Annotated in this window: 25 protein-coding genes and 1 other RNA gene; 8 read left to right on the forward strand and 18 right to left on the reverse strand. The window is 68.7% G+C overall.

What is annotated here, in order from left to right:
* Window positions 1-107 precede the first annotated feature (107 nt).
* The 3 genes from ABZU32_RS09385 to ABZU32_RS09395 form a co-directional block, all read right to left on the reverse strand.
* Window positions 108-950 (reverse strand): GNAT family N-acetyltransferase, encoded by an 843-nt coding sequence (locus ABZU32_RS09385; protein WP_354919446.1) that lies wholly within the window; start codon window positions 948-950, stop codon window positions 108-110.
* 11 nt (window positions 951-961) lie between these two features.
* A complete protein-coding gene (locus tag ABZU32_RS09390; protein ID WP_354919449.1) occupies window positions 962-2,098 on the reverse strand; it encodes a dipeptidase in 1,137 nt (378 codons plus the stop codon).
* A 221-nt stretch (window positions 2,099-2,319) separates the two neighbouring features.
* Window positions 2,320-3,762 carry an NAD(P)/FAD-dependent oxidoreductase gene (locus tag ABZU32_RS09395; RefSeq protein ID WP_354919452.1) on the reverse strand — a complete coding sequence of 481 codons (1,443 nt, stop codon included), beginning with the start codon at window positions 3,760-3,762 and terminating at the stop codon, window positions 2,320-2,322.
* 60 nt (window positions 3,763-3,822) lie between these two features.
* Here ABZU32_RS09395 and ABZU32_RS09400 point away from each other — a divergent pair, with 60 nt between their 5' ends.
* From ABZU32_RS09400 to rnpB, 4 genes are all read left to right on the forward strand, one after another.
* Complete coding sequence (locus tag ABZU32_RS09400) at window positions 3,823-4,668, forward strand: Nif3-like dinuclear metal center hexameric protein (RefSeq protein WP_354919455.1); 846 nt, start codon at window positions 3,823-3,825, stop codon at window positions 4,666-4,668.
* Complete coding sequence (locus ABZU32_RS09405; RefSeq protein WP_354850890.1) at window positions 4,669-5,409, forward strand: C4-type zinc ribbon domain-containing protein; 741 nt, start codon at window positions 4,669-4,671, stop codon at window positions 5,407-5,409.
* Window positions 5,406-6,716, forward strand: a complete 1,311-nt coding sequence (locus ABZU32_RS09410; protein ID WP_354919459.1) for a bifunctional RNase H/acid phosphatase — start codon at window positions 5,406-5,408, stop codon at window positions 6,714-6,716. Before ABZU32_RS09405 ends, ABZU32_RS09410 begins: the two co-directional genes overlap by 4 nt.
* A 164-nt stretch (window positions 6,717-6,880) precedes the next feature.
* Window positions 6,881-7,271, forward strand: an RNA gene (gene rnpB / locus ABZU32_RS09415) — RNase P RNA component class A.
* Window positions 7,272-7,306: 35 nt separating this feature from the next.
* Here rnpB and ABZU32_RS09420 read toward each other — a convergent pair.
* Both ABZU32_RS09420 and ABZU32_RS09425 read right to left on the reverse strand, forming a co-directional pair.
* On the reverse strand, window positions 7,307-8,467 hold the full coding sequence (locus tag ABZU32_RS09420) for a site-specific integrase (RefSeq protein WP_354919462.1): 1,161 nt from the start codon (window positions 8,465-8,467) through the stop codon (window positions 7,307-7,309).
* A 179-nt stretch (window positions 8,468-8,646) separates the two neighbouring features.
* Window positions 8,647-9,246 carry a hypothetical protein gene (locus ABZU32_RS09425; protein WP_354919465.1) on the reverse strand — a complete coding sequence of 200 codons (600 nt, stop codon included), beginning with the start codon at window positions 9,244-9,246 and terminating at the stop codon, window positions 8,647-8,649.
* A gap of 120 nt (window positions 9,247-9,366) precedes the next feature.
* On the opposite strand from ABZU32_RS09425, the gene ABZU32_RS09430 reads away from it, so the two are divergent.
* Together ABZU32_RS09430 and ABZU32_RS09435 are read left to right on the forward strand one after the other, a co-directional pair.
* The gene (locus ABZU32_RS09430) at window positions 9,367-9,555 is read left to right on the forward strand and encodes a helix-turn-helix domain-containing protein (RefSeq protein ID WP_354919468.1); all 189 of its coding nucleotides are present in this window, start codon (window positions 9,367-9,369) and stop codon (window positions 9,553-9,555) included.
* 37 nt (window positions 9,556-9,592) lie between these two features.
* Window positions 9,593-10,537 (forward strand): AAA family ATPase, encoded by a 945-nt coding sequence (locus ABZU32_RS09435; protein WP_354919470.1) that lies wholly within the window; start codon window positions 9,593-9,595, stop codon window positions 10,535-10,537.
* A gap of 505 nt (window positions 10,538-11,042) precedes the next feature.
* Here the strand turns inward: ABZU32_RS09435 and ABZU32_RS09440 are convergent.
* Window positions 11,043-11,345, reverse strand: coding sequence for a hypothetical protein (locus tag ABZU32_RS09440; protein ID WP_354919473.1), 303 nt, complete (start codon window positions 11,343-11,345; stop codon window positions 11,043-11,045).
* 100 nt (window positions 11,346-11,445) lie between these two features.
* On the opposite strand from ABZU32_RS09440, the gene ABZU32_RS09445 reads away from it, so the two are divergent.
* A complete protein-coding gene (locus ABZU32_RS09445; protein ID WP_354919759.1) occupies window positions 11,446-11,697 on the forward strand; it encodes a winged helix-turn-helix domain-containing protein in 252 nt (83 codons plus the stop codon).
* A gap of 609 nt (window positions 11,698-12,306) precedes the next feature.
* Here ABZU32_RS09445 and ABZU32_RS09450 read toward each other — a convergent pair.
* Both ABZU32_RS09450 and ABZU32_RS09455 read right to left on the reverse strand, forming a co-directional pair.
* A complete protein-coding gene (locus ABZU32_RS09450) occupies window positions 12,307-12,879 on the reverse strand; it encodes a hypothetical protein (RefSeq protein ID WP_354919475.1) in 573 nt (190 codons plus the stop codon).
* 541 nt (window positions 12,880-13,420) lie between these two features.
* Window positions 13,421-13,816, reverse strand: a complete 396-nt coding sequence (locus ABZU32_RS09455) for a hypothetical protein (protein WP_354850898.1) — start codon at window positions 13,814-13,816, stop codon at window positions 13,421-13,423.
* A 272-nt stretch (window positions 13,817-14,088) separates the two neighbouring features.
* Between ABZU32_RS09455 and ABZU32_RS09460 the strand changes: the two genes are divergently transcribed.
* Window positions 14,089-14,919 (forward strand): helix-turn-helix transcriptional regulator, encoded by an 831-nt coding sequence (locus ABZU32_RS09460; RefSeq protein WP_354919478.1) that lies wholly within the window; start codon window positions 14,089-14,091, stop codon window positions 14,917-14,919.
* Window positions 14,920-15,189: 270 nt separating this feature from the next.
* On the opposite strand, the gene ABZU32_RS09465 is transcribed toward ABZU32_RS09460, so the two are convergent.
* The 10 genes from ABZU32_RS09465 to ABZU32_RS09510 form a co-directional block, all read right to left on the reverse strand.
* Window positions 15,190-15,624 carry a hypothetical protein gene (locus ABZU32_RS09465; RefSeq protein WP_354850903.1) on the reverse strand — a complete coding sequence of 145 codons (435 nt, stop codon included), beginning with the start codon at window positions 15,622-15,624 and terminating at the stop codon, window positions 15,190-15,192.
* 217 nt (window positions 15,625-15,841) lie between these two features.
* Window positions 15,842-17,398 carry a long-chain fatty acid--CoA ligase gene (locus ABZU32_RS09470; protein WP_354919481.1) on the reverse strand — a complete coding sequence of 519 codons (1,557 nt, stop codon included), beginning with the start codon at window positions 17,396-17,398 and terminating at the stop codon, window positions 15,842-15,844.
* 208 nt (window positions 17,399-17,606) lie between these two features.
* A complete protein-coding gene (locus tag ABZU32_RS09475; RefSeq protein WP_354850909.1) occupies window positions 17,607-18,065 on the reverse strand; it encodes a MaoC family dehydratase in 459 nt (152 codons plus the stop codon).
* A complete protein-coding gene (locus tag ABZU32_RS09480; protein WP_354919762.1) occupies window positions 18,062-18,952 on the reverse strand; it encodes an amidohydrolase family protein in 891 nt (296 codons plus the stop codon). The genes ABZU32_RS09475 and ABZU32_RS09480 overlap by 4 nt, the downstream gene beginning before the upstream one ends.
* A 10-nt stretch (window positions 18,953-18,962) precedes the next feature.
* Window positions 18,963-19,889 carry an SDR family NAD(P)-dependent oxidoreductase gene (locus ABZU32_RS09485; protein WP_354919484.1) on the reverse strand — a complete coding sequence of 309 codons (927 nt, stop codon included), beginning with the start codon at window positions 19,887-19,889 and terminating at the stop codon, window positions 18,963-18,965.
* Window positions 19,890-20,075: 186 nt separating this feature from the next.
* Window positions 20,076-21,323, reverse strand: coding sequence for a 2-hydroxyacyl-CoA dehydratase family protein (locus ABZU32_RS09490; RefSeq protein WP_354919487.1), 1,248 nt, complete (start codon window positions 21,321-21,323; stop codon window positions 20,076-20,078).
* Entirely contained in the window at window positions 21,311-22,399 is a 1,089-nt protein-coding gene (locus tag ABZU32_RS09495; RefSeq protein WP_354919490.1) for a 2-hydroxyacyl-CoA dehydratase family protein, read from the reverse strand. Before ABZU32_RS09495 ends, ABZU32_RS09490 begins: the two co-directional genes overlap by 13 nt.
* A gap of 1 nt (window position 22,400) precedes the next feature.
* Entirely contained in the window at window positions 22,401-23,639 is a 1,239-nt protein-coding gene (locus ABZU32_RS09500) for a CoA transferase (protein ID WP_354919493.1), read from the reverse strand.
* Window positions 23,632-24,753, reverse strand: coding sequence for a CapA family protein (locus tag ABZU32_RS09505; RefSeq protein ID WP_354919496.1), 1,122 nt, complete (start codon window positions 24,751-24,753; stop codon window positions 23,632-23,634). The genes ABZU32_RS09500 and ABZU32_RS09505 overlap by 8 nt, the downstream gene beginning before the upstream one ends.
* A complete protein-coding gene (locus ABZU32_RS09510; protein WP_354919499.1) occupies window positions 24,750-25,571 on the reverse strand; it encodes an amino acid ABC transporter ATP-binding protein in 822 nt (273 codons plus the stop codon). The genes ABZU32_RS09505 and ABZU32_RS09510 overlap by 4 nt, the downstream gene beginning before the upstream one ends.
* Window positions 25,572-25,573 lie beyond the last annotated feature (2 nt).

Genomic DNA, 25,573 nt, shown 5'->3' on the forward strand with positions numbered 1-25,573 from the left:
CTCCCTCACGTTTGCACACCTCCGCGCGACGGCGCCGCGGCACGTCACGATCGTTCCACGCCGACGCCGCGGCTTCGGCGACTCGGTCCACGACGGCACCGCGCGCCTCACGGCCGTTCCACGATGTAGTGGCCGCCGGCGGTGAACCCGGTCACCTTGGCGCCGTCCTCCAGCAGCCCGCCGAGCACGTCGCGGACGGCGTGCCGCCATGCCTTGGCCGTCGCCGGGTCGCGGGGCCGGAGCGTCTCGATGTCCCTCGGCGTCCCCACCAGCAACGTCCGGCCGTCCGTGGAGCCCCGAGCCGGGCGGCCGTCCTCCTCCGCCAGCGCCACCACCGCGCCGCCGGGCACGGCCACCGGCCGCGCCGCCCCCGAGCAGGCGGCCTCGACGCGCGGATCGTCCAGCGGCCACACCGCGAGCAGCCGGTCGGACTCGTCGCCGGCGTTGATGGCGTCCCCCATGGCCCCGTAGAAGGACTCCAGGTAGCGCTCCGGGCGGGCGCCGAGCTTGGTGAGGTTGAAGTGCGCGTTGCGGCGCACCAGCGGGTCGTAGGTCCAGGAGATCACGCCGAGGCCGCGCGCCAGGGCCCAGGCCCGCTGGTGGAGCTTGAGGGCGAACCCGATGCCCCGGCTGCGGGCGCAGCCGGTGACGTGGGAGTGCAGGGCACGGCCGGAGGGGGCCGCGAAGAAGCCGACGCTCGCGCCGGCCAGCCCGCCGTCCGCGAACGCGCCGCTCACGTAGTTGCCGCTGTGGGCGAAGGCGATCAGCAGCTCGACGTTGATCGGGGCGTGGCCGGGCTCGGTCTCCCAGATGCCGTCGTACAGCTCGACGACCTGCTCGAACTCGGCGATGTCCCGCAGTTCGCGCACCTGGACGCCCGCCCGCCGGGCCGCCGCCTCGAACCGGCCGGTGGCCGCGTCGCCCCGCCCGGAGGAGGAGTCTGCGGGCATCCCGGCCTGGTTCACCGGCTGTGCTCGGAGGCGCCGGCCGCCACGGGCCCGCGCTGCGGCACGGCCGCGCCCGGGGCGCGCGCCTCGCCGGCCGCCGGCACGCCGGGAGCGTGCTCCGCCGGGCGGCCGAGCTCGGCGCGGAACAGGCGCATGACGTTGCCGCCGAGGATCTTGCGGATGTCCTGCTCGACCACCCCGCGCCGGAGCAGCTCCCGCGTGACCAGCGGCATGCCCCGCGGCCCGTCCAGGCCGGGGATGGTCGCCATGGTGTCCAGCCCCGTCGTGCTGTACGACTCGCAGGGCGGGGTCAGGTCCAGCAGCACCTCGCGTATGAAGTCGGGGCCGAGGCCGACGTGGTCGACGCCGGCGACGTCCGCGATGTGCAGGATGTGATCGGCGAGGCGTTCGATCGTGTACCCCTCCGGCCGGTCCGACAGGAACGCGGCCAGGAAGTTGACGCAGACCACCCCGCCGCCCGCGGCGACCGCGCGCAGCTGCTCGTCGGTCAGGTTGCGGTGGTGGTCGCGCAGCACGCGGGCGGAGGAGTGCGTCGCGATCACCGGGCGGGTGGCGATCTCCAGGACGTGCGCCACGCCGGACGCGCCCAGGTGCGAGACGTCGAACACCATGCCCAGCCGTTCCATCTCGCGCAGCACCGCGACGCCGTGGCTGGTCAGGCGGCTCTCGGTGTCGTCCTCGCCGCTGCCGTCGGCGAGCGGCGTGCGTCCCCAGTGGGCGATGGACGCCACCCGGACGCCGAGGCGGTGCAGAGTGGGCAGCAGCTCCACGCTGGCGTCCAGGCCGGGCATGCTCTCCAGGGCGATGACCAGGGCGATCTTGCCTTCGGCGAGCGCCTGGTCGATCTCGCTCCCGTCGAGGCAGACGCGCACCTCGTCGCCGTTGCCCTCGGCCAGGACGTGGGCGCACTCGATCATGCGCAGGGTCTGCCGGAGCGCGCCCTCGGGGCGGAAGTGCACGTCGATGAAGGCCGGCAGCACCTGCACGTCCACGCCGCCCTCGCGAAGCTGCGGCAGCCACTGCTCGCGGAAGAACGACGCCCACGTCTCCGGGGGCCGCGCGGAGACGGTCATCAGCAGGTCGTTGTGGGTGTCCGCCACGATGGCGTCCCGATGCAGGTCTGCGTACACGTGGATCCTCCCCGGCGCCGGCGCCGCTCCCTCGCGCTCCTCGCTCCGACGGTATACGCACGCCGGTACCACCGGTGTTCAGGGGCCGGACGAGGAGATGACCTGGGCCGGGAGGGACGGCGCCGGCCGGACGAACCTCCCCGGAGTCGCGGCCGGCCGGCGGCGACCTCCCGGGCGGCGTTCGACGCCTTCCCGGATCCGCGGACGGGACCCGGCGAGGGTCACCCGAAGCGGTACGCCTCGCGGCGCGGCGCGCGGGTGATGCGGCGGTACACGGTGGTCGGCCGCGGCCAGTTGTTGGTCACCCGGCCCGAGTCGTTCTTGTACCAGCTGTGGCAGCTCGCCTGCCACACCGTGCGCTCCATGGCGGCGTCGAGCGCCCGGCGCCAGGCGTCCATGGCGGCCTGCCGGACCTCCATCGGGCCGTGCGCCCGCAGCAGCGTCAGGCAGCCCATGATGTACCGGACCTGCGACTCGATCATGAGGATGATCGAGTTGTGGCCGAGGTTGGTGTTCGGCCCGTACAGCAGGAACAGGTTGGGGAAGCGCGGCATGGCGATGCCCAGGTACGCCTCCGCGCCGCCCTTCCATGTCTCGGCCAGCCGGTGGCCGTCCCGTCCGGTGATCTCGATCGGGGCCAGGAAGTCGGTCGCGTGGAACCCGGTGGCGAAGATCAGCGTGTCGGCCTCGCGCACCCGGCCGCCGGCCGTCTCGACGCCGCCCGGGACGACCCGGGTGATCGGGTCGGTGACCAGGTCCACGTTGGCGCGGGTCAGCGCCGGGTAGAAGTCGTTGTCGATGACGATGCGCTTGCAGCCGATGGGGTAGCCGGGCGTCAGTTCGGCGCGCAGCTCAGGGTCCTTCACCTGCCGCTGGAGGTGCTCCTGCGCCCGCCGGGTGACCAGGTTCCTGCTCCAGCCGTCCACCAGCGCCGGGAAGATGACGGTCTCCACGAACCGGAAGACCCGCTCGCGCTCGGCGCGCTGCAGCAACGGCACATGCTGGAAGGCCAGCCGCTCGCGTTCGCCGTACACTCCGCCGGCCTTGGGGATCACCCAGTTCGGCGTGCGCTGGTACACGTCCAGGTGGCCGGCGACGGGCGCGATGCGCGGGATGAACTGCGCCGCCGAGGAGCCGTTGCCGATGACGGCGACACGGCGCCCGGCCAGGTCGTGCCCGTGGTCCCAGCGGGCCGAGTGGAAGCTCGTCCCCTCGAAGGTCTCCACGCCGGGTATGCCGGGCAGGCGCGGGCGGTTCAGCTGGCCCACCCCCGAGACGACCACGTCGAACGCCCGCCGCTCGCCGTCGGCCGTCGTCACCTGCCACAGGTTCGCCCGCTCGTCGTACTCCGCGGCCGTGACCTCGGTGTTCAGCCGGAGGTGCGGGCGCAGGCCGTACTTGTCGGCGCAGTGCTCCAGGTAGGCCAGCAGCTCCGGCTGGGCCGGGTAGCGCCCCGACCAGCCCCGGTGCGGCTCGAAGGAGTAGGAGTACAGGTGGGAGGGCACGTCACAGGCCGCCCCCGGGTAGGTGTTGTCGCGCCACGTGCCGCCCAGGCCGTCCGCCTTCTCGAACACCGTGAAGGTGGTGATCCCCGCCTTCCGGAGCCGGATCGCCATGCACAGCCCGCCGAAGCCGGCGCCGATGATCGCTACCGTTGGTGCCATTCGCCAGCCCTCCGGGTGTCAGGACGTACTTACGGTAGATCGTGCCGGTAGTCTGCGCACGTGTCCCCGACAGCGTTGTCCGCGATCATCGCGGAACTTGAATCGACGTATGACCCCGCTTGGGCGGAGCCCTGGGACGCTGTGGGCCTGGTTTGCGGAGACCCCGCCCAACCTGTACGGAAGATCCTGTTCGCCGTGGACCCGGTGGCGAGCGTCGCCGACGAGGCGGTGTCCTGGGGCGCCGACCTCGTCGTCACCCACCATCCGCTGTTCCTGCGCGGCACGACGACCGTGGCCGCCGACACCGCCAAAGGCGCGCTGGTCCATCGGCTGATCAAGAACGACATCGCCCTGCACACCGCCCACACCAACGCCGACGTGGCCGACCCCGGCGTCTCCGACGCCCTGGCCAGGGCCGTCGGGCTCACCGGGGCGCTGCGCCCGCTCCAGCCCTCCTCCGGCGACCCGGCCCGCGGCCTCGGGCGCGTCGGCGACCTGGCGGCGCCCACGACCCTCGGCGACTTCGCCGCCCGCGCCGCGCGGGGCCTGCCGCGCACCGCCTGGGGCCTGCGCGTCGCCGGCGACCCGTCCCGCCCGGTGCGCACGGTCGCCGTCAGCGGCGGCGCGGGCGACTCCCTGCTCGGCACGGCCGCCGCCGCGGGCGTCGACGTCTTCCTCACCGCCGATCTGCGGCACCATCCGGCCGGCGAGTTCATGGAGTCCGGGGGGTTCGCGGGCGGTCCGGCCCTGATCGACGCGGCCCACTGGGCGACCGAATGGCCCTGGCTGGGGCAGGCGGCCGGCATTCTCACGTCCGGGTTGGCCGCCAAGGGGATTAATGTGGAGACGCGCGTTTCCGCGACGGTGACGGACGCCTGGACGACAACAGCACAGTGCGAGGATTAAGTGAAAGCTGCCCCTGAAGCACAGAAGCGCCTGCTCGAGCTCGCCGAGCTCGACGCCGTCCTGGACAGGCTGGCCCATCGCCGCCGCACGCTTCCCGAGCTGGCCGAGATCGACGAGCGCGCCGCCAAGCTCGCCCGGCTCGCCACCGAGGTGATCGGCGCCGAGACCCGCGCGGGTGACCTCGCCCGCGAGCAGACCAAGGCCGAGTCCGACGTGGACGCCGTCCGGGTGCGCTCCGAGCGCGACCAGAAGCGCCTGGACTCCGGCCAGGTCTCCTCGCCCAAGGACCTGTCCAACCTGCAGTCCGAGATCGCCTCGCTGCACCGCCGCCAGGGCGACCTGGAGGACGTCGTCCTTGAGATCATGGAGCGCCGGGAGGCCGCGGAGGCCGACGTCGCCCGCCTGTCCGCCGAGCGCACCGAGATCGGCGCGGGCCTGACCACGCTGGAGGAGAAGCGCGACATCGCCCTCGCCGAGCTGGACAAGGAGAGCGGGGAGGCCAAGGGACGGCGCGGAGGCATCACCGCCGACATCCCCGCCGACCTGCTCGCCCTGTACGAGAAGCTGCGCGGGCAGTACGGCGTCGGCGCCGCCATGCTGCACGGCGGGCGCTGCCAGGGCTGCAAGGTGTCGCTCTCGATCGCCGACCTCAACCGCATCAGGGCCGCCGCCCACGACGAGGTCGTCCGCTGCGAGGAGTGCCGCAGGATCCTGGTGCGCACGCCCGAGTCCGGCCTGTGAACCTCGTCGTCGAGGCCGACGGCGGCTCCCGCGGCAACCCCGGCCCCGCCGGTTACGGCGCGGTCGTCAAGGACACCGACGGCCAGGTGCTGGCCGAGGCCGCCGACGCCCTCGGCGTCGCCACCAACAACGTCGCCGAGTACCAGGGCCTGATCGCCGGCCTGCGGTCGGCCCTCGCCCTCGGCGGCGAGGGCGCCGCGGTCGAGGTCCGCATGGACTCCAAGCTGGTCATCGAGCAGATGGCCGGCCGGTGGAAGATCAAGCACGAGGGCCTGCGGCCGCTCGCCCGCGAGGCCGCCGCGCTGGCCGGTCGCCTGCGGGTCAGCTGGAAGTGGATCCCCCGCGAGCGCAACCGCGACGCCGACCGGCTGGCCAACGAGGCCATGGACGCCGCCGCCCAAGGCGACCGCTGGCGTCCCGGCTCCCGCACGGCGCCCCCGTCGATGCCCCAGCCCACGACCCCGCCCGGTCTGAGCCCCACAGCACCGCCGAACGTCGCGGTCACGGCCCCGCCCGGTGCCGGGCCCACGGCACCGTCGAGTTCCGGAACCACCACATCGCCCGGCGCGGGCGCCGTACCGTCGAACCTCCGGACCGACCTCCAGGCCGCTCTGCACCCCGCGGTGTCGTCCGGCGTGCGGGCGACGGCATCCTCGGACGGCACGGGCAGCGGATGGATGGGCCCGGCGCGCACCGCCACGACCTTCCTGCTGCTGCGGCACGGCGAGACGCCGTTCTCCGTCGAACGCCGCTTCTCCGGCACCGGCGACCCCGAGCTGACCCCCAAGGGCGTCGCCCAGGCCGAGGCCGCCGCCGCCCGGCTGGCCCGTCCGCCGTACGAGATCGACGTGATCGTCAGCTCTCCGCTCCGGCGCGCCCAGGGCACCGCCGAGATCGTCGCCGCGCGCGCCGGCCTGAAGGTCGCCGTCGACCAAGGGCTGCGCGAGGTCGACTTCGGCGCCTGGGAGGGGCACACCTTCACCGAGATCCAGCGCCGCTGGCCCGCCGAGCTCGAGGCATGGCTCGCCGACCCGTCGGTGGCCCCGCCCGGCGGCGAGAGCTTCGACCAGGCGGCGGCCCGCGTCCAGGCCGCCAAGGAACGCCTGCTGCTCGACCACAAGGGCAAGAAGGTCCTGGTCGTGTCGCACGTGACGCCCATCAAGCTGCTGCTGCGCTTCGCGCTGCTCGCGCCCTCCGCCGCGCTGTACCGCATGCACCTCGACGTCGCGTCCCTGTCCACCGTCGACTACTTCCCCGACGGCCCCGAGCTGGTCAGGTCCCTCAACGACACCGCCCACCTCCGCTGACCCCGCACTCCTGACGCGCTTCGCCGCCTGCCGGCGTCGTCCCGGCATGCCGCGACGACGCGGAGGCGTGGACGATCACCGCGGCGCCCGTCCCATATGGCCTGGTCGTGCTTGTCACCGGGTTGGCGGCGACTTGTGATCCGATAGAGTGGGACGACAGCGGACGAGTCGGCCGGGCGACCGCGTCGGGGCTCTCGAGCCCCGCCGAGGAAGGTCCGGGCTCCACAGGGCAAGGTGGTCGGTAACGCCGACCCGGGGTGACCCGCGGGACAGTGCCACAGAAAACAGACCGCCTCCCCTTCGCGGGAGGTAAGGGTGAAACGGTGGTGTAAGAGACCACCAGCGCCCACGGTGACGTGGGCGGCTAGGTAAACCCCACCTGGAGCAAGGTCAAGAAGGGGTCTCTTCGGAGACCCCGCGCGCGGCGTTCGAGGGTGACCCGCCCGAGTCGCGCGGGTAGACCGCTTGAGGCCACCGGCAACGGCGGCCCTAGATGGATGGTCGCCCCTTTGCACCAGCAAAGGACAAAACCCGGCCTACAGGCCGACTCGCCCGCTGTTCACGCTTCTGAGCATGGGATTCCTTGATCCCTACCTGGCAAGAGTCAGCACCAAGTCAGCACCCTCACTCTCGGACGACCGGTTGAAGGCCCCATCGAGAGCAGAGCGGACACGGCTGTCTGCCTCAGGTAGGAGGTGCCCGTAGGTGTCCACGGTCTCAGTGATCGAGGCATGGCCCAACCACTTAGAGACGTCCGAGATCGGCACTCCCCCAGCAAGGGCCGTACTGGCGAAGGAATGCCTCAGGTCATGAAAGGTGGTCTCTTCAGGGAGGCCCGCCTTCTTGAGGGCAGGCTTCAAGACCTTGGCGTTGAAGTAGTCCCGTCTCATTGGGTTACCTCTCACGGTGCCGAAGAGAAGGTCACCCTCGGGAGGGAAGTCCTTGATGTGCGCTGAGAGCGCGTCTAAGGCAAACGAAGGAAGGGGCACCTCCCGAACACTGGCCTTGGTCTTAGGGGCGCTCAGAGTGGGTCTGGTGCCCTTGGAGCCGTCTTCCTTCTCCCCGGTAAGGGTGACCTGCTGATCGACCTTGAGCTTCCGTTCCAGGAACAGCACGCGACTCTGACATAGGCCAAGGGCTTCTCCCTGCCTGAGACCCGCAGCGAACGCGACCAGGATCAAAGCCCTGTACCGAGAGGGAACGGCATCAGCGAGAGCCTTGACCTGTTCTGCGGAAAGAAGACTCACCTTGGTCGGGTGAACGTCGGGAAGCCTGATGTCCACACAAGGGGACTTCCCCAACCGGTCATCTTTCATGGCACCTCTGATGATGCTGGCGAAGATGTTGTAGACCGTTTCGATCGTTGAAGGGGCTAGTCCTTTTTCGGTCAGGGATTTCACCCAACCTTGAACGGTGCTGGTACGAATGGTGTTGAGAGGCTTGTTCCCGAACGTGGGATAGATGTGGTTCCTCAGATGCCGAGTGTAGGTGTCCGCCGTAGAAGGCCGATGGGGCATATCCGCCATCCACCCGTCGGCATACGTCTTGAAGGTCACCCTCCCTCGGCTAGGGTCCGAATACGTTCCCTGGTTCTTCTCGTTCTCTACCTTGGCCTGAAACGCTTCGGCCTCACTCTTGAGCCGAAAAGACCTCTCCCTCTGCTTGGCTGTCCTACCTCCGGGCTCCCGATACCTGACGGTCCACTTGTGGTCACAGCGTCCTTTGTTGGAACAGCCGCACTTCTTGAACACCGGCGCCAAGGTAATCACCTCCTGTGTGAACTATTGGGGACTAGGCATTCTCTGGAATGCCCCTGAACGGCCCTATAGTCAAATCTGAGACACTTTCCTGGGGGTGGGGTACTGGAACACCCGAAAACCCATCGCCCTCCCCTCTGACCGCTGTGGGGCCTTGTAGGGCTATTCGGGCTTCAGTAAGGGGGTTCATCGGGATTGACCCCATTAAGGATCTCCCGGGCCTTGTCGGTGAGACGGTCGGCGGTTTTCCCCTCCTCTCCCGTGAGAAGGCCCATCTCCCTTGCCTTTTTGATCCGAGCGGCCATGGTGTTCTTGCTTATTCCCCAAAGGTCGGAGAGGTAGAGGATCGGATTCTTTCTCCCGGCTTCCACGGCCTGGATGTACGCCTGGGCCACGACGGCGTAATGGTGAGGGGTCTCAAGCCTGCGGGGGAGTTGGGGGAGTTCGGGAATCCCCTCCTTCTCTCGGAGTTGTTTAGCGATGTCGGCTATCACCCTTCTGGCCTCACCTAGAGGGATAGAGCGAAGGACGTCCACGGTGATTCCGTCAGACTCGATCGCACTCTCGATCTCCTCCTCGTCACCCCTGAAGTCGATGTCTATCCCTGAGGGGCCGTCCCATGGGGCGGGCGGATTGTAGTGAATGCGAACAGCCCATCCGAGGACGTCATAGAAGCCGGTGATCTGGTAGGGCTTCCCGTTGTCCATGTGGGTGATGTGCCAGTTCTCCGGTAGGCGGAGGCCCCAAGGCTTGGGGTCGTAGAAGGTCGTCATGTACATACAGTACCACCTGACACACGGCGGGTGGCAGGTGTCGGGTGCTAGACTCTGAACGGGGACGGGGCAGAACGGGAAGCACGGAAAGACGACGGGGGAAAGGTGGCACGTACGGCGATGGCGCATGCCCAAATCCAGGAAGCGCAGGAGCGATGGGTCGGGACGAAGGAAGTCGCCCTTCATCTGGGGAAGCCGACGTCCTGGATCTACGACAACGTCATCAAGCATGGGATTCCTCACCGGAAGGTCGGCAACCAATACCGGTTCCGGCTGAGTGAGATCGATCAGTGGATGAACAGCCACTGACTTCGGGTACCCAACCAATACAGAAAAGGAGAGTGTCATGGGGGTAATTCCAATGATCGAGGCCGTGAGGAAGTTGGAGGCGGACAACCTGTACCTAGTGGAAGGGCTTATCTCAAGGGCGGTGACACTCCTCTACGGACAGCCCAAGGTCGGCAAGTCCGTCATGGTCCGCCAGATCATTCATTCACTGGCCGCAGGTGTGCCACTCCTTGGCGTTCCCGTGTCCGAGAGAATGCGGGTAGCCGTTTCCCTTACGGACGCAGGTGGCCTGCCCGAGTTCAATGAGTATTACGGGCGGCTTGATCGGGAATTCAGTGATGTGTTCTTCGTCGAAGACATTCGGGACCCTGATGATCTGCGCATGGTTACACAAGAGGCTCAAGTGTTGGTCATTGATAACCTGGACGGTCTCTTGCCGCCTGAAGCCGATCTGACACAGAGGCATGGTGTGCGTCCAACCATTGACCGAATCAACAGAGTCGTTGGCTCCGGGATTCCTGTGATCGTGGTACACCACGCCACCAAGGCGGGGATGGGTTATGGAAGCGGGAAGTCAATCAATGGGTCTCAATTCATCACCTCTTGGCCTAGGGTCATCCTCCATCTTGAAGAGAATGGACAAGGCGGCGGAACCCATAGGCTGACAGTCCGGGGTAACCATACGGCAGAGAAGGTCTGCCGATTGACCCTAGGGGATTCCAAGGACCTCCGGTTCTCGCTGGCGAAGGAATGGGAAAAGAAGGAGAAGCCGAAGAGGGAGAACAACAAGGCCAACTTGGATAGACGGCTGACCCAAGCGATTTATGTCGTGGAGAACTGCCAGGGACTGTCACAGAACAAGGCGGCGGAAAAACTCGCCGAGAGATACGGGCAGTCTGCGGAGACCTTCCGAAAGAACCTAGGAAAGACGATCCCCGTCAAGCAGGTCGGCCAAGGGGTCTGGGGGTTGACCGAGCAGGCGGAGAGGCAGCGGGCCGCCTAAGGCCGCAGGGTGGGTAGGTGGGTAGGTGGGGACCCTAATAGGGGGTCTCCGCCCCCCCTTTACCCACTGAACTATCTAGGCCGCCCTGAAGGCGGCCTCTTGGACGGCAGAAGAATTCAGGGAAGGGTTAAGAGTAGGGCGACCTTCAGGGTCGCCCATATCACTACCTTACCTACCTTGATGGGCGGCCTTGGATGGCCGCCATATACCTACCCTTATTTACACTACGTATTATAGGTGTCTACATAGGGTGATCTTCTAGGGGTAGGTAAGAAGTAGTAGAAAGAGGGGGGCTACGCCCCCTTATTTGAGCATGTTTACCTATCCTCCTTCCCAGCCGATCGGCGATGCCCAATTGCATCGCCTTGCCTCTGCCGACAGTCCCTTCCTGGTACCTCCCCATTCCCGGCCAGCCGATATGGGTTCTGTGGGGGCATAAAGAAGCACCCACCAAGAGTGAGCCTGGTGGGTGCCTATGGGGAGGGTTGGATTCCAGGAGAGTCGGTCAGGGAATTATCGGTTCCTTGGTGGGGCCGTCGATTCGGCCAAGGCATTTCAACTTGTGCGGCCGGTTGGGGAGGGTCACGTCGAATGCCACGACATGCCCGTATCCTCCGGCCGTGATGCTTTGACGGAGAAAGGTCCAGGCATTTCCCAAGTGGCTGGTTACGTGGACATGGGTGGGAAATGGGTTGGATGGGTCCGTGTATGCCTGGGCGAGGTACACGATGCATTCGGTAGCCGGAATGGAAACCTGACGACCCTCAAGGTTGACCAGGATCTTCCGCACCTTCTCGGGAAGGGTCATGGCTTGATGATAGGCCAAGCATGCTATGCCATGCTAGGCATGCTATCGCTTGGCTGATCTGCTACAGCTTCCTACGGTTGACCGGGTGATCGAATGGAAGGTGGACCAGCCGCGATGGAGGCAGGTCTACGAGATCATCAGAGGCCAGATCGAGGGTGGCCAGCTTCGACCTGGCGACAAGGTGCCTTCAGTGATCCAGCTCCAAGCGGAGTACGGCATAGCCACGGCTACCGGGCAGAAGGTTCACAGGGCGCTACGCGCTGACGGGTTAATCCGTACTGAGCCTGGTATGGGCTCCTTTGTTGTTCCTCGTGAAGGCGTAGAGGATGAGGACCAGGAGAATGGGTCCTGACCTGAACGGGTCCCCGTATACGAAACAATTTTCTGAGGCGATAGTAGGTTCTACCGCGCGAAGGGCTTAAACCCCCCGGGGTCGCAGGTCGGTAGGAGGGCACCAAGGAGTCGTCGCCTCGTGTGTGTCACTGATCCCAGCGAGGTAGCCCACAGCGGGTGGCAGACAGCCTCAGGGAGGCGCTGGCGACAGCTGAGCCGTAGGGCAGGAGAGAGTCAGCAGGGTCAGCACAAGGTCAGCACGGTCAGCCGTAGGACCCCGGAACAGCCGACACCGGACCGGAAGGGGAGGGGAGGGGGAAACTCCCTCTGACCAGGCCCTTCACAGTCCGGTGCAGGTAGCCTCTCTGCCCCTCAGGGAGGGGTCGTGATTACCCGGCCTACAGGCCGACTCGCCCGCTGTCACCCCTCTGGCCGGCATGTTTCCACACTCCAGCAAGATCAGGGCATTCTCAGGGAGCCATCCCGGCTGGCCGGGGAGTCGTCAACTGATCACATCTCGATGTTCTGAGCCGCCGGGCCTCTGAATCACGGTGATCGCGCTGCCCGGAACCTTCGAAGCACTCCACCGGAAACACGGGCTGTGCGGCTCTCGGGCCGGTTCGACGACTCACACGTCGTCAGGGCCGAAGGGTGGGAAATAGGGCTCGTTGAGGCGGATGACCCGAAGGTAGGGGGTCCGCGCGGCGGCGATATCGACGTCGGCCTCCGCGTACAGAACGAGCTCGGCGAGGTGATCGAGGGGTGGCAACGACCCGAAGTCGCCATGCGCCAGAGCGAGAGATCTCAGGCCCACGATGTCCTGCAGGCCCGATAAGTCCTCTACGTCTACATTCGACAAGATGAGTCGGCGAACGGAGGTTCCGCTCAACTGCTTCAGATCCACGTTGGCGGGGCCGCCCAACTGGAGCAGCTGCCACGACCGGCCCGTCAGAGGTCCCAGATCCATGCCATTCTCGTCCCACAGCAGCGCCTGCGTCACGGCCGACAGAAACCTGACGGGCTCGAACGTCCCCACCCAATCGAAGTCGGTGGTGAGGCGGCGTCGACGCAGGATCGGAGCCGCGGGCGGGGGCGTGAGGGTGTCGGAGCCGCACAACACCCGCCGCCACACCGGGAAGAGATTGATCCAGAACTCTTCCCAGAGGTCGTCCGTGACGAACGCGCTCTCGCTACCGGTCATCGGCGCCTTCCTTCCTTGTCCCACCGCATCATTCCACTACGGGATGCTGCTGGCGGTTCCTGTTCCGGCCGTGCGGATGTGGCTGATCGACTTCGGAATCCGACGAAGCCGCAGGCGTGGTGACGGTCCCTGAGGATGACGCGGAGGCGTCGAGGGCACATTGAGGGCACATGGCGTAGGAAGACAGGGGCGAGCACTGTCAACCAACGGCGGCGTTCTGGCAGCTCAGAAGCGATCTCCTTGATCTCGCCGCAGGTCATGGGCAGGCGCATTAGAACCGGCCTACAGGCCGACTCGCCCGCTGTCACCCCTCTGACCAGGGCTTCAACGCCCGGAGGTGACCTCTGCTCCGCTGCTGTTCCGGTCGGCGAGGTTCAACATGCTGTCGATGGCTCCCCGTCCAAGATCGGCATCGTCCGGGAACAGATGCCCATGGTGTCCATCGTCTCGGAGATCGTCGCATGTCCAAGGCGAGACTGGATGACCTTCGGATTGAGGTCGGCGCGGATCAAGCCTCGTTGGCTGTGTTCCTGCATGGTCGTTAGCTGATCCTCTGCACGGTGGCACCCCGTCGGATGGCGCGGGGGATCTCGGCGACGGAGTCCACGATGTCGATCAGGTGGGCGATGCTTCCGGCTGGAGCAGTGGAGCTGACGTCGACGGTGTAGGTGATCCCGGTTGACCGCCAGCTCTCGATATCGAAGCCGCCGGCCGCGGAAACGCGCACTCCCAGGAGTTCGATTCCCAGTGCGGCGGCCTCCCGGTAAAGGTCGTTGAGGACGCATCCCGCCGCCGCGAGGTGAAGGAGATGTCCTCCGGTGAAGTCCGCCCTGACGCTCACGCCCTCGGGCGTCCATCGATGAGGGAAATGCACCGCGTGCTCGTCCGTCACCTTCAGCGATCCTGCACTCACGATCACGTTGAAACGATCATCCATGATTCAGCTCCCGGCACCTCAGGCGTACGGACGTGACGACAAGAGTCGTCCTACACGTCGCAACCGCCGACCGGCAACACAGCAACACAGCAACACAGCACTCCCTCACACGGGAACACCCGCTCATGCCGCGGGTCGCACACCCGACACGCCTACTGGTTGATCATGTCAACCATCAACCGAGGCTGCAGTGTTGAACCACTCCCGTACGTTGCTGACCATAGATGACCGCTTTGCCATGCCTTGCCATAGAACTTCTTACTGTGTCTAGCGTGGAAAACCTGCTAGGCGAGTTCCTGCGTGCCCGACGGCAGGCGACAACCGTCGAACAGGCGGGGCTACTGCGAGGCGCGGGCGGCCGCCGCACGCCAGGGTTGCGCCGCGACGAGGTCGCAATGCTGGCAGGAGTCAGCGTCGACTACTACACGCGACTTGAGCAGGGAAGGGAACGCAGCCCCTCCGATGCTGTACTAGACGCCTTGGCCGGAGTCTTCGGCCTTGACTACGAGGCCACAGGACACCTGCACGAGCTTGCCCGTTCTGCGCGAGGAGGCTTCAGGCGTACGCATGTGGCCGACCACGCCTGCCCGTCCGTTCTCCGCCTCGTGAACAACTGGGAGCATGCCCTGGCGTTTGTGGTAAGCCGCCGGTTGGACATCCTCGTCCAAAACGCTGAGACCGCCGCATTTCTTGAGGGTTTGTCCCATAGTGACAACTTGCTTCGGCTGACCTTCCTCAACCCGGCGTCACGCGAATTCTTCCTTGACTGGGAACAGGAGGCACGGTTCAAGGTCGCCCATATGCGCGCTGCAGTCGGTGCAGACCTGGACGACCCATCGGTTCTCGCCCTGGTGGAGGAGCTATCGCTCGCAAGCGAGGACTTTCGCCGAATATGGAAAAGCCATGACATACAGGTCAAAGCGCATGAGAAGGGGCGCTATCGCCATCGTCGCGTCGGCGATCTGACTCTCTGGCATGCGACGTTCGCCATCGACGGTGTCCCCGGCCAGCGACTCTTTGTCGCACATGCCGAGCCCGGCACCCCATCCGACGACGCCCTGGCCAGGTTGTCCGCCGGCCGGCGCGCCTATCGGGACTCATGAGCCGCGTGGCCGCCACGTTCCGGTCAGCGCGGTGACTCACGGCTGTCCCGCCGGAACGCGGAAGACCTCCGAAACCGCTGACAACTGCTGAGATGCAGAGTCCCGGCTCACAAGCGGTTGCGGTGGATCACCGCAGGTCAGAGAAGTGCTGCCGGAAGAACCCGGCCTACAGGCCGGGTCGTCCGCTGTCGTGTGCTTCGCTCAGAGTCTGGGATGGGGCAGGGGAGGGGGCCGGCCGGCTCGTTGGGCGGGCGGCCGGCCCGGTTCGGGTCAGGCGGGGATCTGCTTCTCGTTCCAGGTGTAGTAGATGTAGGTGCTGCCGGGGCCGGTCATCGTGCCGTAGATCTGCCAGAAGGTGTTGGCGCCGGGAGAGAAGTGGAGGATTTTGTCTCCGGGCCGGTCGTCCAGGAACACGCTGGTGGACCCGTCGGCGGCCCGGATGTGCGCCTCGATCGTGAAGGTCGAGGTGTCCGGGATGTCGAGGCAGATCTCGTAGGTGTAGGCCGTCGGACCGGTGATGTTGTAGATACGGCCGTCCACGGCCCCCCGTTGGATGTTGGTGGGGATGTAGGTGTTCAGGACCCGGGTGTAGCCGCCCGTGGAGCAGTCGACCGCGGGGGCGGCCGCGGACGCGGGGCTCACGCCGGCGAGCATGGCGCCGAGGACGCCGGTGGTGACGGCGAGAACAGAGATGGTGCGCTTCATGCCTCTCCTCATCCGTGCAGTGACCCTCGACCAGATAGTTGAAGGCTGAACTGATTTTGGCCCGGTTGCCGTATCTGGACAAGTGGGGGGCAGAGATTGTGCATTTTCGAGTCAGACGGGCGGCAGGGTCCCCGTAGACCCCTGGAACAGCCGACACCGGACCGGAGATTTCTCTGACCAGGTTCTTCGCGGTCGGGTGCGGGGGCGTATCCGCCTCTCAGAGAGGGGCCGGCGAGGTCGAGGGGCCGGTGTCCGGGGGTGGGAGGTCGCGCAGGCGGGGTTTCCGGATCTTTCCTGAGGCGGTCTTCGGGAGGTCGTCGGTGAGGTCGAAATAGCGGGGGATCTTGTACTTGGCCAGGCGGGGGCGGAGGAAGGCGCGCAGTTCGTCGGGGGTGACGCTCGCGCCGGGGCGCAGGACCACGAACGCGCGGCCGACCTCGCCCCATTCGGCGTCGGGTACGCCGAGTACGGCGGTCTCGGCGATGGCGGGATGCTCGAAGAGCGCCGCCTCGACCTCGGCCGGGTAGACGTTCTCCCCGCCTGAGATGTACATGTCCTTGAGCCGGTCCATGACGTACAGGTGGCCGTCCTCGTCGAGCACGGCGACGTCGCCGGAGCGGAACCAGTCGCCGTCAGTGAACGCCGCCGTGGTCGCCTCCGGGTCGCGCCAGTAGCCGGGCGTCACGTTCGGTCCCTGGATGAGCACCTCGCCCGGCTGTCCCGCCGACGCGTCCGTACCGTCGGGCCGGACGACCCGCACGTTGGCGAAGAACACCGGCACCCCCGCCGAGCCGACTTTGCGCACGCTCTGGTCGGCCTCGAGGAAGGTGGCGCCGGGAGCGGTCTCGGTGAGCCCGTATCCCTGGCAGAACACCAGCCCCCGTTCCTGGTAGGTGCGGATCAGCGCGGCGGGGACCGCCGCGCCCCCGGCCATGAGGTGGCGCAGCGACGACAGGTCCGCGCCGGTCCACCGGGGCGAGCGGGCGAACGCGGCGAACATCGTGGTGACCCCGAACATCCAGGTGACACCGTGCTTCTCCATGAGGTCGTAACACTCCTCCACGTCCCACGACGGCGTGATGACCGAGCGGCCGCCCTTGAGGAAGGTCGGCAGCAGGGTCTGGTCCAGGGCGGCGACGTGGAAGAGCGGCGCGCTGATCAGCGTCACCTCCTCGCTCGTGACGTCGACGCCGGACAGGAGGTTGAAACAGTTCCACACGAGGTTGCCGTGGGTGAGCATCGCCCCTTTGGGACGCCCGGTCGTGCCCGAGGTGTAGAGGATGAGCGCCGTGTCCTCCAGCCGCACAGGCGTGTCGATCGGAGTGGGCTCCCCCTCCTGGAGCCAGGTCTCGTAATGCCGTTCCCCCGGCCCGGGGGCACCGAGGGCCACGATCAGCCGGAGGGGAGCCGTGGTGCCGGGAAGGGCTCGGACGATCTCGGTGCACTCGGGCGCGTAGACCAGGACCCCGGCGCCCGAGTGGTCCAGCATGTAAGCGATCTCGGGGGCGGCCAGACGGAAGTTCAGCGGCACGAAGATCGCCCCGAGCAGGTGCGAGGCGAACATCGTCTCGACGAGGGCGAGGTGGTTGCGGCCGAGGTAGGCGACCCGGTCACCGGCCCGCACCCCCGCGGCGCGGAGCCGCGACGCCAGCCGCGTCGTCCGCTCATGGACCTCGGCGTAGGTGACGGGCCGGTCCGCGAAGACGAACGCGGTCCGGTCCGGGGTCATCAGGGCCCGGCGGGCGGGCCACCCTCCCAGTCCGGCGTTGCGCATCGGTGGTGGACCTCCTGTGAGCCTGGGGATCAGGAAAGGCGCCCGGATCGAGCGGGTGCGGCGGCGCGGGATCGTCGAGCGGGCCGGCCGGGAGTCTCGAGCGGGCCGGCCGGGGAGCCGACGAGGGCGGCCGGGCGGTCGTCGAGGCCGGTCGGGGAGCCGACGAGAGGCGGTCGGGGAGTCGTCGAGGGTGGCGCCCGAGCGTGGGTCAGGCGTAGTGCCGGTAGATGGCGCGGGCGACGCAGGCGGGCTTGTCCGCGCCTTCGATCTCGACGGTGCAGTCGAGCCCCATCTGCACGCCGTCGCCGGGGACGTCCTCGACCGAGGCGACGGTGGCGCCGAGACGGATCTTGGCGCCCACCTTGACCGGGCTGGGGAAGCGGACCTTGTCCAGGCCGTAGTTGACGCTCATCTTCACGCCCTGGATGTCGAGCAGCTCGTTGAACAGCGGGATGACCAGGGACAGGGTCAGGTACCCGTGGGCGATGGGGCCGCCGAACGGCCCGCCCTTTGCCCTGTCGGGGTCGACGTGGATCCACTGGTGGTCGTCGGTGGCGTCGGCGAAGGTGTTCACGCGGTCCTGGGTGATCTCCAGCCAGCCGCTGTGGCCGAGATCCCTGCCCGCCAGCGCCTTGATCTCGTCCAGCCCGTTCGCCGTGGTGGTCATCTGTCTGTCGTCCTCTCCTGGGAGCCGAGCCCGAGCAGGCGTACGGCGTTGTCCTTCAGAATCCTCGGGCGGACCTCGGGCTTGATCTCCAGCTTGGCGAAGTCGGCCAGCCAGCGGTCGGGGGTGATCACGGGGTAGTCGGAGCCGAAGAGCACCTTGTCCTTCAGCAGCGTGTTGGCGTACCGCACGAGCTGCGGGGGGAAGTACTTCGGCGACCACCCCGACAGGTCGATGTAGACGTACGGCTTGTGGGTGGCGACGGCCAGCGCCTCGTCCTGCCAGGGGAACGACGGGTGGGCCAGGATGATCCGCAGCTCGGGGAAGTCGACGGCCACGTCGTCCACCAGCATCGGGTTGCCGTACTTGAGCCGGATGCCGCCCCCGCCCGGGACGCCGGCCCCGATGCCGGTCTGCCCGGTGTGGAACAGCGCCGGGACGCCGAGCTCCTCGATCGCCTCGTACAGCGGGTAGGCCACGGGGTCGTTGGGGGCGATGCCCTGGATGTTCGGGTGGAACTTGAACCCGCGCACGCCGTGCTCCGCGACCAGCCGCCGCGCCTCGCGCACGCCCGCCCTGCCCTTCCAGGGGTCGACGCTGGCGAAGGGGATCAGCACGTCGGCGTGCTCGGCGCAGCTCTCCGCGACCTCTTCGTTGGCGATGCGCGGGTGCCCGGTGGCGTGCTCGGCGTCCACGGTGAACACCACCGCGGCCATCTTCCGCTCCCGGTAGTACGCGGCCATCTCCGCGATGGTGGGCTGCCGGTGCCCGTGGGCCTTGAAGTAGTCCGCCGAGGCCCCGAACAGCTCCGGGCTCAGCGAGCCGTGCCCGTCCTTGGAGACCTCCGCGTGGGTGTGCACGTCGATCGCGACCAGTTCGGCGAGGTTCATGACCGTCATGTCAGACTCCCTTAGCCTCCGCGGCCGGGACCGCGGGCGCGGGGATTCCGTAGGTCTCCGGTTCGGCGCCGACGCCCGACCGCCAGGAGGCCGCGATGGCCTCGGCGGTCCATCCTCCGTCGGCGAACGCGACGGCCTTCTCCGCCGGGTGCGACCACAGCGCGAGGCGGTCGCCGCCGATGCCGATCGCCTGGCCGGTCACGCCGGCGGAGGCGTCCGAGGCGAGGAACACCACCAGGCCCGCCACGTCCTCGACCGTGCCCAGGCCTTCGTCTTTGCGCAGCCACTCGGGCAGCGGCCCGCCGGTGCGCTCCGCCTCCTCGATGATCGGCGCGAACACGGGAATGCTCTTGGTCATCTCGGTGGCCGCCACCGGGACGACCGCGTTCACCGTGATGTCCGCCCGGGCCAGTTCCATCGCCCACGTCCTGGCCATCGCCACGATGCCGGCCTTGGCCGCCGCGTAGTTGGTCTGGCCGAAGTTCCCGCGCTGCCCGGCCGGCGAGGAGATCAGGACCAGCCGGCCGCCGGTCCCCTGTTCGCGCATCCGCACCGCCGCGGCCCGCGCGCAGGTGAACGTGCCGCGCAGGTGCACCTCGACCACCGCGTCGAAGTCGTCGTCCGACATCTTCCACAGGACCCGGTCGCGCAGGATGCCCGCGTTGGTGACCATCACGTCCAGCCGGCCGAACTCCTCGGCGGCGGTGGCGACCAGCCGGTCGGCCACCTCGGCGGATCCGACGGGGGCGACGACGCTCCGTGCCCTGCCGCCGTCGGCGGTGATGGCGTCGACGACCTGTGCGGCCGCTTCGCCGTCGACGTCGTTGACGACCACGGCCGCCCCGGCCGCGGCCAGCGCCTCGGCGTACGCGCGGCCGAGGCCGCGGCCCGCACCGGTGACGACGGCGACCTTGCCGGATAGATCCATGGGACTCCCCCTGAGTTGGGACGGCGAATGGTGCGAATATAAGTCACTTGAATGACGATCGTCAAAAATCTGTTCAGCGTTCTGTCGTGTGGACGTGCCCGTGCACGCGCCGGGTCCATGCCGGACCTCATGGCGGAGCAGAGAGCCGGCACGGCCTGCGCTTTCAGCGCATGGAGAAGACGCGGGTCAGGCCAGGACGACCTGCTCCAGCCACCGGCCGACGCGCTCGGCCACCTCGCCGTCGAAGGTGCGCGTGTCGACGTTGTCGGCGTGGATCTCGAGCACCGGGAACCCGGCCGCCTCCAGTGCGCGGGCGGTGAAGTAGCTGCCCCGGGGGTCGTCGGACACCAGGTGCACCACGCCGTCGATGCCGTGCAGGCGGGCCTCCTTCACATACCACTCGCTGGACCACGGCGGGGTGTAGAGCTGGTCGGTGAAGGCGGCGAAGCGCGCCGCCAGCGCCCTCATGGGGTCCTCGCCATGGCGGATGTACCCGTCGGCGGCGATGGCCAGGTACATCGACCAGACGAACACCGCGCCGTACTCCTCCTCGAAGCGCTGGTAGAAGCCCATGTCGTACCAGAGGCCGCGGCCGATCCACATCAGCCGGGCCCGCTCGCCCGGGCACACGGCATGACCGGCCTCGACCCGGTCGCGCACCTCCTCGTAGAAGCGCCTGGCGATGTCCCGGGCCCACTCGGTGCCGCGGTGCCACTGGGGGAGCATGACGCTGGGGATGCTGTCGACGACGCCGAGCGGGGCGGGCCGGGCGCGGGCGATGAGGTCGCGCGTCTTGCGGTTCCACTCCTCCTGCTCGTTGACCAGCGCCATCACCTCACGGAAACGGGACTGGCGGAATCGCCTGCCGGTGGTGGTCTCCAGGAACCTCACGAGGTTCTCCAGTTCCGCGGTGAGCAGGTCCAGCCTCGCCGGGCCGACGGCCTGCTCCCACCGGTGCGGCATGAGCTCCCACCAGTTGGCGGGGACCTCGTTCTCGGCGGCGCTTTCCAGCGGGTAGAAGGTGACCCCGGGCTCCTGACCCCAGATGTCGAAGATCTTGCGGGTGAGGTCGCCGGAGGCGTCGCCGACGATGATGTCCGGCCTCGGCAGGCCGCCCCACGGGCCGGAGTCCGGTTCCGGATCGAAGGCCGAGCCCAGGGTGACCGAGTTGTACTGCTCGGAGTAGTCGGGATAGCCGCGCTGCCGCACCAGCTCCAGGTAGTGCCCCGAGCGCTGCTTGGCGGCCGCCAGGGACGCCCACCACTGGCCGACCGCGTACGGGATGTCCATCGTGCGGAAGATCTCGTGGGGGACGTCCGCGTTCAGCAGGGCGAACGGCTCGCCGGCGGCGACCCGCCTGCGCAGGTCGGCGAACCATTCGCGCTGGTGCCTGCCCGCCTCGGCCGCCGTCGCGAGGGATTTCACACTGCGCATGGATCGTCCTTCCGCAGGGCGGTCAGGTCGGCACGCCCGTACTCCTGGCGCTCCAGCGAGACCGCGGGGATGCCGGCCGCCGCGCGCTGCGCGGGGAAGTCCCACGCCGGAGCCTCGTCGCCCACCCTGGAATAGGCGAGGAGCAGCTCGGCCCGGCAGCGGCGTACGGCCGTCGCCACGTGCGCGGCGCGCTCGGCCGCCGTCGCCCTGTGGGCGGTCGGACCGCTGTGGTGGTAGTGCTCGGCCAGGGCGTCGAGGCCGCCCCCGCCGACCGGCTCGGCGCGGAGTGGCTCGCCGAAGGAGTGGTCCTCACCGACGATCACATGGCCCTCGGACTCGATGGCCTCGTAGACGTGCGGGGTGTCGTGGTCGCTGCCGCTCAGGAAGACCCGCCGCCCGGCGTGCTCCGCGAGCCGTCCGGCCTCGGCCAGCAGCCGTTCCAGCAGCGCGACGTGCTCCTCCACGGGCAGGGCCGCGCCGGCCACCGCGAGGAACTGCCGCCCCGTCAGCCGGGCGGGCACCGCCCTGCGCAGCTCGGCGGCGGCGGCCAGCAGACGGCGCCGCTCGTTGTGCGCCGCCACCGCCCCGGCCAGGTCGAGGGGGCGGCCGGTCCAGGCTTCGAGCCTGGCGGCGAACTCGCCGATCCGGCGGCGGTTGTAAAGGGCGGTCGTGCGGTGCGGCAGGTGCAGGATGTCCACCAGGTACACCTCGGGCAGCCTTCTGCCCGGCTCCACGCGGGACAGCTCGCGCAGCGCGTAGAACAGCCGAAGGGACGCCTCGCAGTCACGGGAGACCACCACGCGATCGAGGTCGCCGAAGGCCCCGGCGAGCAGCCGGGCGAGCACCGAGCGGGCGACCGGGTCGACCCCGCGGCCCAGGTACCGGTCTCCGAGCGCGGAATCGGACTCCGGGTCGCCGGTGAGGCGGAACGCGCGGGCGCCGGCGGCGGTCAGCAGTTCGACCGGCATGTCCGCCCCGACGTAGCCGACGACCGGCGCCCCCGCGCCGGTGCGGCCCTCGAAGGGGGCGCCGCGCCGGGCGTACGCCTCCTCCAGCGCGGCGAGCGCTGCGAGCACGTCAGATCACCCCCTTCTCGGCCAGCGTCGTGAGTTCGTCCTCGGAGTAGCCGAGCAGGCCGCCGTAGATCTCGGCGTTGTTCTCGCCGAGGGCGGGCGCCGGGCGGTCGAGCGCCGCCTCGCAGGAGGAGAAGCGGATCGGCACGCCGGTCCCGTACAGGTCCGCGGGGCGGCCGTGGCGCGGATGCTCCAGTGGCACGACCTCCTCGCGCTCGAGGACGAGCGGGTCGCGCACGGCGGCGCCGGGCTCACGGACCTCGGCGGCGGGGACGCCGTGCCGGGCGAGCAGGTCGAGGACCACGGCGAGCGGGCGGTCCGCGGCCCACGAGCCCACGAGTTCGTGCAGCTCGCCGGCGTTGGCCACGCGCGCGTCCCGGGAGGCGAACCGCGGATCCGCGGCCAGATCGTCGTGCTTCATCGCCGCGAACAGGCTGCGGGCGAACGCGTCGGTGGGGCCGCACAGCGCGAACCAGCCGTCCGCGGCCGCGAAGGTGCCGAACGGCGCCAGCCTGGGCACGGTCATTCCCGTGCGCATGGGCAGGCCGAGCTTCTCATAGGCGTCGAACGGCTCGCACGCGACCATCGAGGTGAGCGTCCCCAGCATGGACACGTCCACGTGCTGGCCCTGGCCGGTCGCGTCGGCCCGCAGGACCGCGGCCAGCGTGCCGATCACCGCGTACAGCGGCGCGACCAGGTCGCCCACCGGCAGCCCGAAGCGGACGGGCGGCTCTCCGGGCGCGCCCGCGGTCATCATCACGCCGCTGAGCGCCTGGACGATGGTGTCCATCGCCTTTCCCGAGCCCGGACCGCCCTGGGCGCCGAAACCGCTGATCGACGTGCACACGATGCGCGGGTTGATCGCGCTCGCCCAGTCGTGGCCGATGCCGAGCCGCGCCATGACCCCGGCGCTGTAGTTGTCGATCATGACGTCGGCCGTCCGGACCAGACCGGCCAGGATCTCGCGGGCCTCGGGATGCTTGAGGTTGAGGGTGACGCTCTGCTTGTTGCGGCCGCGCAGGAGCATCGACACCGACATGTCGTCCTCCCCGTGCCGGGCGAGCGACAGCCCCTCGGCGCCGAGGTAGGGGGCGTTGTTGCGGGAGGTGTCGCCGCCGGTCAGCGGGTTCTCCACCTTGATCACGCGGGCGCCGAGGCCGGCCATCAGCAGGGTCGCGTACGGCCCGGACAGCGCGGTGGTCAGATCGATCACCGTGCGGCCGGCGAGCGGACGGTCAGCCACGCAGCACCACCTCCTCGCCCTCCCAGCGGAACTCCGTCGCAAGGCCCGCCCGCCGCGTGATGTGCTCGATGTAGGACACGACCCGCCGCCCTTCTTCGTCGTCGCCGAGCGGCACCGGCCGGCCCGCGCCGTCGATCCGGCATGGGATGACGCCGGCCGAGACCAGGCCGTCGCGGTCGAACCGGCAGACCGCGATCGCGGTGTTCCGGCTCTCGGGATGGAAGGGGTAGTACGGCATGTCCGGGTCGGGGGCGAAGCCGTACAGCTCGACTCTGCGGCGCGCCCACGCGGCCCGTTCGCCCTCGTCGCCCGTCGCGGGCGTCAACGCGCGGGTGACGGTCACGAAGTTGCCCAGCCCGTGGTAGATCGGCCTGCCCCGGTACATCTCGACGCCGCGCATGATGTGGGCGTGGTGGGCGAACACGGCGTGCGCGCCGGCGTCGATGACGGCATGGGCGACGGGCCGCTCGTACATCGCCAGGACGGCGGGGGTGTGCCCGACGCCCTTGTGCAGTGACACCAGGACGACATCGACCTCGGCGGCCAGGGCCGCCACCTCCTCGGCCGTCCGCTCCAGGCCGGCGGGGTCGGCGAAGGTGTAGACGGCGGGCGGCCCGCCGGGGCTGGCGTGGTCGAGTTCGTAGTGCGTCAGCACCTTGATGTAGGCGCAGCCGGGCTTGCGGCTGGTCGCCCAGGATTCGCGCGGGCCGACGCAGTTGTAGCTCAGCACGCCGACGCGCAGCCCGTCGCGCTCCACGACGGCGGGACGACGGGCCTGGTCGAGGGTCATGCCGGCGCCCGCGGTGGTCAGCCCGGCCCCGGTCGCGTGCGTGATCGTGTCGGCCACCCCCTCGCCACCGGCGTCGTAGACGTGGTTGCCCGCGAGCGTCACCACGTGGAAGCCCGCGCCGGCGACCGCGGCCAGCGCGGCGGGGTCGGCGGGCGGAGCGGGGACGTCGGTGCTCACCTGGGCGGTGGAGGTGCTGTGGGGCACCTCGATGTGGCCGATCACCACATCGCCCCGGCCGAGCGTCGCCCGGGCCGGGGCGAAGAAGGACGCGGGGTCGGGCTCGTCGACGATGAGGTCGCCGACGGCCATTACCGTGAAGCTCACGTGGTGGTCTCCTCCTCCAGCAGGTGTTCGTCGGAGTCGCGCGCCGCGCGCCCGGAGAAGCGCGACAGAAAGGCCCGCAGGCGGGGCGAGGCGGGGTTGTCGAAGATCTCCTCGGGAGTGCCGTCCTCGACCACCCGGCCCTGTTCCATGAAGACGCACCGGTCGGCCACTTCGCGGGCGAAGCTCATCTCGTGGGTCACGATGATCATGGTCATGCCGCCGCGGGCCAGGTCGAGCATGACGCTCAGCACCTCCTGCACCAACTCGGGATCCAGGGCGCTGGTGGGCTCGTCGAACAGCATGATCCGGGGGTTGGTGACCAGGGCCCTGGCGATGGCGACGCGCTGCTGCTGGCCCCCGGACAGCATCCGGGGATGGGCGTCCGCCTTGCCGGCGAGCCCCACCCGCGCGAGCAACCTCAAGGCCTCCTCGCGCGCCTCCCCGGTGCTGCGGCGGTGGACCGACACCTGCGCCTCGGTGACGTTGCGCAGCACGTTCCAGTGCGCGAACAGGTTGAACTGCTGGAAGACCATGCCCATGCGGCCGCGCTGGGCGGCCACCCGGCGCTCCGGCAGGGGACGCAGGTGGCCCCGGTGGAGCTCGTGGCCGAGCAGCTCTCCGTCGAGGTACATGGCCCCGCCGTCGATGCCCTCCAGTTGGTGGACGCAGCGGAGCAGGGTGGACTTCCCCGACCCGGACGGGCCGATCACCGCGACGACCTCGCCCTCCCGAACCTCCAGGCTCACCCCGTCGAGCACGACCTGGGCGCCGAACCGCTTGCGCACGTCACAGACGCGCAGGACCGGTGTGTCGCTCACCG

Origin of the sequence: Sphaerisporangium sp. NPDC005288, from assembly GCF_040607475.1 — a bacterium.
Lineage (GTDB): Bacteria > Actinomycetota > Actinomycetes > Streptosporangiales > Streptosporangiaceae > Sphaerisporangium > Sphaerisporangium rhizosphaerae.

Excerpts from the sequence above, each read along its gene's own strand:
- ABZU32_RS09485 (WP_354919484.1), bottom strand. The coding sequence starts at position 19,889 with ATGGATCTATCCGGCAAGGTCGCCGTCGTCACCGGTGCGGGCCGCGGC.
- ABZU32_RS09425 (WP_354919465.1), bottom strand. The coding sequence starts at position 9,246 with ATGACGACCTTCTACGACCCCAAGCCTTGGGGCCTCCGCCTACCGGAG.
- ABZU32_RS09435 (WP_354919470.1), top strand. The coding sequence starts at position 9,593 with ATGGGGGTAATTCCAATGATCGAGGCCGTGAGGAAGTTGGAGGCGGAC.
- ABZU32_RS09385 (WP_354919446.1), bottom strand. The coding sequence starts at position 950 with ATGCCCGCAGACTCCTCCTCCGGGCGGGGCGACGCGGCCACCGGCCGG.
- ABZU32_RS09480 (WP_354919762.1), bottom strand. The coding sequence starts at position 18,952 with ATGAACCTCGCCGAACTGGTCGCGATCGACGTGCACACCCACGCGGAG.
- ABZU32_RS09455 (WP_354850898.1), bottom strand. The coding sequence starts at position 13,816 with ATGGATGATCGTTTCAACGTGATCGTGAGTGCAGGATCGCTGAAGGTG.
- ABZU32_RS09430 (WP_354919468.1), top strand. The coding sequence starts at position 9,367 with ATGGCGCATGCCCAAATCCAGGAAGCGCAGGAGCGATGGGTCGGGACG.
- ABZU32_RS09490 (WP_354919487.1), bottom strand. The coding sequence starts at position 21,323 with ATGCGCAGTGTGAAATCCCTCGCGACGGCGGCCGAGGCGGGCAGGCAC.
- ABZU32_RS09450 (WP_354919475.1), bottom strand. The coding sequence starts at position 12,879 with ATGACCGGTAGCGAGAGCGCGTTCGTCACGGACGACCTCTGGGAAGAG.
- ABZU32_RS09395 (WP_354919452.1), bottom strand. The coding sequence starts at position 3,762 with ATGGCACCAACGGTAGCGATCATCGGCGCCGGCTTCGGCGGGCTGTGC.
- ABZU32_RS09470 (WP_354919481.1), bottom strand. The coding sequence starts at position 17,398 with ATGCGCAACGCCGGACTGGGAGGGTGGCCCGCCCGCCGGGCCCTGATG.
- ABZU32_RS09440 (WP_354919473.1), bottom strand. The coding sequence starts at position 11,345 with ATGACCCTTCCCGAGAAGGTGCGGAAGATCCTGGTCAACCTTGAGGGT.
- ABZU32_RS09475 (WP_354850909.1), bottom strand. The coding sequence starts at position 18,065 with ATGACCACCACGGCGAACGGGCTGGACGAGATCAAGGCGCTGGCGGGC.
- ABZU32_RS09465 (WP_354850903.1), bottom strand. The coding sequence starts at position 15,624 with ATGAAGCGCACCATCTCTGTTCTCGCCGTCACCACCGGCGTCCTCGGC.